Genomic DNA, 6,907 nt, shown 5'->3' with positions numbered 1-6,907 from the left:
GAAGCTAAGCCTCACAGCGCCGATGGTACTGCAGGGGGGACCCTGTGGGAGAGTAGGACACCGCCGAACTCCTTTTATGGAATAGCCACCTCTTTGAGGTGGCTATTCTGCATTAACGAGAAGTAGAGAATAGAGAAGAGAAGGCCACCCTACGGGGTGGCCTTCTCTGTTCTGTCCGGTCAAGGTCAGCCGATGAACACCGGCAGCAACAGATTGATCGCGATGCTCAACATGACCACCGCGATAACAGCATCCAGAATCCGCCATGCCCGGGCGGTCTTGAGCCACTTGCCGAGGTAGCGCGCGCCGTAGCCGAGAGTGGTGAACCAGACGATGCTGGCGACGATGGCGCCGCCGGCGAACACCCATCTGTGCTCGCCATGCGTGGCGGCGATCGAGCCCAGCATGAGCACGGTGTCGAGGTATACGTGCGGATTCAGCCAGGTCAGCGCCAGCGCTGCGAGAATCACTGGCACGAGTCCTGACGACGTGGTCTTCGCTGACGTGCTCTCGATGCGCAGCCCCTCCTCGGTACCTTTCAAGGCTCTGCGCGCGGCGAGGGCCGCGTATCCGAGGAGGAAGAGCGCGCCCAATAGGCGTGCGGCGGTTACGAGCCAAGGCGCTGCCTGCAGCAGGAAACCGAGGCCAGCGACGCCGGCCGCAATCAGCACAGCATCCGATAAGGCGCAGATCGCAACGACAGCGAGAACATGCTGACGGCGGATCCCCTGTCGGAGGACATAGACGTTCTGTGCGCCGATGGCGACGATAAGGGAAAGCCCGAGCCCGAGCCCGGCGAAGAATGAGATCACGTCCTGACGCTATTGCTCCGCGACTGTAAGCGCCAACGATCAGATCTTCATACGCATTAGTGTTGCTTACATGGCTGGAATCCCCGCAGAGCTCGCCCTCACTGTGGCCGCGATCGTCGACGGCGGCAGTCTCGACGCGGCAGCTCGCTCTCTGAGCATCACTCCATCAGCGGTGAGCCAGCGCCTGAAGACCCTCGAGAACCAGCTCGGTCAGGTGCTCATCGTACGCGGCAAGCCAGCCGTCGCCACAGGCGCAGGCGAAGCCGTCGTGCGAATGGCCAGGCAGGTCGCCCTGCTCGAGCATGAGGCGCTGTCGGCGCTGGGACTGGAGGCCGGGGGAGAGCGTGTGCGCGTGCCACTTGCCGTCAACGCCGACTCCATGGCGGTCTGGTTCCTGTCGCCGTTGGCCAGACTCGCTGCGCGACTGGACATCGATTTCGATCTGCACCGCGACGATCAGAATTTCACCGCGCGTCTGCTGGAGTCCGGCGAAGTGATGGCGGCTGTCACATCCGAGGCGACACCCGTCTCAGGATGCACGGTGACGCGTCTGGGAGTGTTTCGATACGAGGCCGTCGCGACACCAGAGTTCGTCGAGCGATGGTTCCCCGACGGCGTCACGGCCGGGGCGCTGAGCGAGGCGCCGTTCGTGGACTTCGACCGGCGCGATACCCTCCAACACGCATGGTTGGCGTCGCGGGGCGTCTCTGAGCACGGCATCCCACGTCACTTCGTGCCGGCATCCCACGACTTCGCCCAGGCAGTGATCCTCGGGCTGGGGTGGGGCATGCTGCCCGTCTCTCAGGCGGCAGAGGCCGAAGCGTCCGGAGCGATCGTCAGACTCGGCGGCAACCCCGTGCGAGTACCGCTCTACTGGCAGCAATGGAACCTGCGCTCCCCGCTGCTCGACGCCATCGCCAGCGAGGTCGCGGACGAAGCGCGCAGAGTACTTGAATAACGCGTCAGTCAGCCAGAGCGAGCGCGCGGTACGCGTCGCGCTCTCGGAGGGCGTCACGTCTGCTGGCGGGCGTCACGGATGCCGCGCTCGGCGGGCGCTGCCCGGTGGTGCGATGGTAGAGCTCATCGATCAGTCCGGTCGCAAGACGCACCAGCTGTCCGATCTCTCGTTCATCACGATCGATCCACACACAGCGCGGTTCGTCATCGACGGGGGTGAAGTCGACGTGCTCTTCCCAGACGAACAGTGTGCGCTCGGCGCCGAGCACGTGCTGCTGCCACCACACCTGACGAAGATAGGTACGCGGGATCGTGCGCCAGTTCTTGTTCGTGGTCTTGATCTCGGACAGCAGGATCCGACCGTCAGTATCCTGCACGACACCATCGGGCGTTGCCAGATGGCGGTGCTCTGCCTCAGCGCGGAAGAGGGCGGAGGAAGGACGGATGCCGTGCGTCGCGGCGACCCACGCTGCGATCTCGGGCTCTCGTCTGCGTCCGTGGTCGGTATACGCGTTGCCGGCGAATCGTGCGCCACCGCCGAGCTTGGCATCGGCGGCTCTGGCGATGGACTTGTCTCCGGAGAGCCCGGCGACATCCGTGGCAGTGATCCCTCGTGCCCGTGCTCGAAGCCAGGCGACGCGGTCGCGGGAGTCCGCGACGATTCGCGCCTGTAGTTCCGGGGTCACTGTTCGAGGCTACCCCGATCGACGCGCACCGATTGCCGGCCGCGCCGAGTCAGCGGCGAACGGGCCAGCCGTCGGGGCCGCGGGAACCCGCGTCGTACTCCTCGAGGGGCACTTCGCCACGCGACCACGCATCCAGCACGGGCTGAAGGATCCGCCAGCACTGCTCGGCGGCGTCTGCGCGCACCGACAGCAGCGGGTCGCCATCGAGGATGCCGGAGAGCACCTCGGCGTAGGCGAGCAGCTGACCTGCTCCGAGATCAGCAGACAGCGTTGCGCGCTCGAGGACGAAGGGGTCATCTGCGCCGTTGAGGTTGAGCTCGAGGGACATCTCATCCGGCGCGAGGTAGAACCGCAGGATGGCGCCGGCCGCGGAGCCGGTGAGTCCAACAGGTACATGGCGCACCGGCTTGAATCGGACGACGACTTCGCGGACGGGATCGCTCAGTGCCTTGCCCGACCGCAGAGTGAATGGAACCCCGGCCCAGCGCGCATTGTGGATCTCGAAGGTCGCCTCGGCAAGAGTCTCTGTCGCGCGCTTCGGATCGACGCCCGGCTCATCCACATACGACGGCTTCTGCACACCGTCGACGGCACCGGCGGTATAGCGTGCGCGACGCGAGGAAGACACCGGGTCATCGCCCCACACCGTGGTCGCACGCAGCACCGCGGAGGTCGCCTCGCGGAAGTCCGTCTCATCGAGGGTTGCAGGCTGCTCCATGGCGACGACCGCGAGCACCTGCAACAGGTGGCTCTGGATCATGTCGACGAAAGCGCCGGCGTGATCGTAGTACCCCGCGCGGCCTTCCAAGCCGAGCTTCTCGTTGTAGATGACGTCGACGGCATCGATGCTCTCCGCAGACCAGAGCGGTTCGAGCAGACGGTTCGCGAAGCGCGCCCCGAGCACGTTCAAGGTCGTCGACTTGCCCAAGAAGTGATCGACGCGGAACACCTGCTTCTCCGGCACGAGTTCGGCCAGACGCGCATTGAGCGCGTGAGCGCTTTGTTCATTCGTGCCGAACGGCTTCTCGAGTGCGAGCATCACGCCATCGGGAAGAATCTCGGGCGTGAGCGCTTCGCATGCCGCCGCAGCCACCGCAGGAGGCACTGCGAAGTACAGCGCAACCTGACCGCTCAGCCCTTTCAGCAGTGCCTTCAGATCAGCCGTCTTGGTGATGTCGGACTGACGGTACGAGATCTCGACCCGCTCGAGCGAGGCTTCGGAATCTGAGGCCGCGAACGACTTCTGCACGACCTTCTTCAGATCCTCATCCGCCCAGTCCTCGATGCCAGCGCCGATCAGCCGCACCCGCCGGTGCGGCTCAGTGGCCAAGAGCTGTCCGAGCGCCGGGAGCAGCAGACGCGAAGTCAGATCTCCTGTAGCGCCGAAGATGATGAGTGTGGTCGCGGCATCCATGCGCCCACCGTAGCCCCACCCGTGCGCTTCGACCAACGACATGCAAGAATCGGGCGATGCCTGCACCGATCGAGGACTACGCACTTCTGAGTGATTGCCGCACGTCAGCGCTGGTCTCGCGTGACGGCAGTATCGACTGGCTGTGTCTGCCCCGATTCGACTCCGCCTCGATCTTCGGAGCACTTCTCGGAGACCCGACACATGGCTGTTGGATCCTGCGGCCTCGCGATGCATCCGCGACCGCTCAGCGGCACTACCTCTCGGATACCTTCATCCTCGTGACGCGGTGGGAGAGCGCCGACGGCGTCGCCGAGGTCCATGAGTTCCTGCCGATGTCGGAGGACCGCACGGATGTCGTGCGTCGAGTGGTCGGCATCACCGGCAATGTCGCCTTCGCGACTGAGCTGCGCATGCACTTCGATTACGCGCGCGCTCTGCCGTGGGTGCGGCAGATCGGCACCGCCGAAGAGCCCGCGCTGAGTGCGATCGCAGGCCCGGATGCTGTCGTCGTCCGCGGAGTGAAGCTTGCCGCATCCGACCACCGGCACAGGGGCGAGTTCTCGGTGGATGCCGGAGAACAGCGTGACCTCGTCCTCACTTGGCATGCATCTCACGAGGAAGATCCAGCCCCGCTGGACGTTGAGGATGCGATCGCGCGCACGCGATCATGGTGGCAGGGCTGGGCGAGCCCGATCGCGCATGGCGGTCCGTACCGCGACGCCGTGGTTCGCTCGCTGCTCGTGCTGCGCGCACTCACGCATCGTGACACCGGTGGCATCGTCGCGGCCCCCACGACCTCTCTCCCCGAGCAGTTCGGCGGTTCGCGCAACTGGGACTACCGGTACGTCTGGCTGCGGGATGCCGCACTCACGCTGGAGTCGCTCATCGCGCACGGCTTCCTCGAAGAGGTGCACCACTGGAGGCGTTGGCTGCTGCGCGCTGTGGCGGGGGAGCCGGCCGAAGTGCAGATCATGTACGGCATCGGCGGTGAGCGCGATCTTGCGGAGCGCGAACTGACAAGTCTTCCCGGGTACAACGGCGCATCACCCGTGCGCGTCGGCAACGGCGCCGTCGAGCAGTATCAGGGCGATGTGCTCGGCGAGGTGATGGTCGCGCTGGAGGCGGCCCGGATCTCAGGGCTCGATGAGACGGAGTTCTCGTGGCCGCTGCAGCGTGCGCTGATCGAGCGAGTCGCGGCAGGAATGGCGCGTCAGGACAACGGGATCTGGGAGATCCGGGGGTCGCTGCAGTGGTTCACCCACTCGCGCGTCATGATGTGGGCGGCCCTGGACCGTGGCGTGCGCGCGGTGCGCGAGCACGGATTCGCCGGCGACGCGGATCGCTGGGAGAAGATGCGCGATCGCTTGCGAGCGGAGATCGACGAGCGCGGAGTGCACCCGGACGGATATTTCCGGCAGCACTACGACACCGATGAGGTGGATGCTTCACTTCTCACCCTTCCGCAGGTCGGATTCTGCACCGCGGATGACCCGAGGATGCTGCGCACCGTCGAGCAGATGGAGAAGACGCTGCTGCGTGATGGACTGCTCATGCGATATCGCACGGCATCCGGGGTCGATGGTCTCGACGGTGGGGAGCACCCTTTTCTGGCTTGCAGCTTCTGGCTCGTGGAGCAGTACGCGGCGAGCGGGCGGAGAGGCGACGCGCGCGTCCTGATGGACCGACTCGTCGGGCTCGTGAACGATATCGGGCTCCTCTCGGAGGAGTACGACGTCGCAGGCGCTCGGCAGGTCGGCAACATGCCGCAGGCGTTCTCGCACCTCACTCTCGTGCGCGCGGCAGACGCACTCGGCGGGCATTCGGGTCGTGCCGCTGACCGCACCTGATTTGGAACTCGGGCCCTGATCGCGTAGAGTTTCTCATAACCGAAGACCGCTGGTCATCGTCGTGCGCGTAAGCGCAAGATGAATGAAGCACTGCACTGCAGGGGCCCGCGCAGGGACATGATCGTTCTCCGGAAATCCGGATTCCACGCTCCGTCGCTTGCGCCGGAGCGTTTTTGTTTGCAGATGGCGGTTCAGGTGGTGTCTCACGCACGTGGGGCATCTCGTACCCATCAAGGAGTGACCATGGCGCAGAAGGATGCATCGGTCGCCGAGCTCACGAAGTCATTCGAGAACTCGAACGCCGTCCTGCTGACCGAGTACCGCGGTCTGACCGTTGCTCAGCTCAAGGAGCTGCGCAACAGCATTCGTCAGAACGCTGAGTACGCCGTGGTGAAGAACACGCTGACCAAGATCGCTGCCAACAAGGCAGGGATCTCCGAGCTGGACGACGACCTCAAGGGTCCGTCGGCTGTCGCTTTCGTGCACGGTGACTTCGTCGCCACTGCAAAGGCTCTTCGTGACTTCGCCAAGGCCAACCCGCTTCTCGTGATCAAGAGCGGCGTGTACGAGGGCAATGTCCTCAACGCCGACGAGGTCAACATGTACGCCTCGCTCGAGAGCCGTGAGGTTCTGCTTGCGAAGGCCGCGGGCATGATGAAGGCGACGATGGCCAAGGCTGCCGCAACCGTCGACGCTCTTCGCGCAAAGCTGGAGACCGCAGAAGCCGCGTAAGCGACTCGCGTTTTCTTCCCACAAACCCCATCTAATAGGAGAAACATCATGGCTAAGCTCACCACTGAGCAGCTGCTCGAGCAGTTCGCTGACCTGACCCTCGTCGAGCTCAACGACTTCGTCAAGGCGTTCGAGGAGAAGTTCGAGGTCACCGCTGCTGCCCCCGCCGCTGCTGCTGGCGCTGCCGGCGCAGGCGCTGCTGAAGAGGTTGAGGAGAAGGACTCCTTCGACGTCATCCTCGAGGCTGCTGGCGACAAGAAGATCCAGGTCATCAAGGCTGTCCGCGAGCTCACCTCGCTCGGCCTCGGCGAGGCCAAGGCCGTCGTCGATGGTGCTCCCAAGGCTGTTCTTGAGGGCGCTAACAAGGAGACCGCAGAGAAGGCCAAGGAGGTCCTCGAGGCCGCTGGCGCTTCGGTTACCCTCAAGTAATCGCGTCCTTCTGTCACGAATGCCCTGGGC

General features: G+C 64.7%; 7 protein-coding genes. 4 read left to right on the top strand and 3 right to left on the bottom strand.

Translation table 11 applies throughout. From position 1 onward, the window contains the following. Positions 1-185: 185 nt before the first annotated feature. Positions 186-812, bottom strand: coding sequence for a LysE/ArgO family amino acid transporter (locus ACN0RC_RS09630; protein ID WP_417511126.1), 627 nt, complete (start codon positions 810-812; stop codon positions 186-188). 70 nt (positions 813-882) lie between these two features. Here ACN0RC_RS09630 and ACN0RC_RS09625 point away from each other — a divergent pair, with 70 nt between their 5' ends. Continuing rightward, on the top strand, positions 883-1,770 hold the full coding sequence (locus ACN0RC_RS09625) for a LysR family transcriptional regulator ArgP (RefSeq protein WP_417511124.1): 888 nt from the start codon (positions 883-885) through the stop codon (positions 1,768-1,770). Between the two features lie 4 nt (positions 1,771-1,774). Here ACN0RC_RS09625 and ACN0RC_RS09620 read toward each other — a convergent pair whose 3' ends face one another. Beyond that, a complete protein-coding gene (locus ACN0RC_RS09620; RefSeq protein ID WP_417511122.1) occupies positions 1,775-2,455 on the bottom strand; it encodes a YqaJ viral recombinase family protein in 681 nt (226 codons plus the stop codon). Positions 2,456-2,504: 49 nt separating this feature from the next. Then, the gene (locus ACN0RC_RS09615; protein WP_417511120.1) at positions 2,505-3,911 is read right to left on the bottom strand and encodes a glucose-6-phosphate dehydrogenase; all 1,407 of its coding nucleotides are present in this window, start codon (positions 3,909-3,911) and stop codon (positions 2,505-2,507) included. 14 nt (positions 3,912-3,925) lie between these two features. Between ACN0RC_RS09615 and ACN0RC_RS09610 the strand changes: the two genes are divergently transcribed. From ACN0RC_RS09610 to rplL, 3 genes are all read left to right on the top strand, one after another. Further along, a complete protein-coding gene (locus ACN0RC_RS09610; protein ID WP_417511118.1) occupies positions 3,926-5,716 on the top strand; it encodes a glycoside hydrolase family 15 protein in 1,791 nt (596 codons plus the stop codon). 243 nt (positions 5,717-5,959) lie between these two features. Next, a complete protein-coding gene (gene rplJ, locus ACN0RC_RS09605) occupies positions 5,960-6,448 on the top strand; it encodes a 50S ribosomal protein L10 (RefSeq protein ID WP_417511116.1) in 489 nt (162 codons plus the stop codon). 48 nt (positions 6,449-6,496) lie between these two features. Further along, positions 6,497-6,877 carry a 50S ribosomal protein L7/L12 gene (gene rplL, locus ACN0RC_RS09600; RefSeq protein ID WP_417511114.1) on the top strand — a complete coding sequence of 127 codons (381 nt, stop codon included), beginning with the start codon at positions 6,497-6,499 and terminating at the stop codon, positions 6,875-6,877. The last annotated feature ends 30 nt before the right edge of the window (positions 6,878-6,907 follow it).

The organism is Microbacterium sp. (assembly GCF_048259935.1).
Taxonomy (GTDB): Bacteria; Actinomycetota; Actinomycetes; order Actinomycetales; family Microbacteriaceae; genus Microbacterium.
The sequence above is the reverse complement of the archived record's forward strand: the minus strand, read 5'-3'. Positions and strand labels throughout refer to the sequence as shown.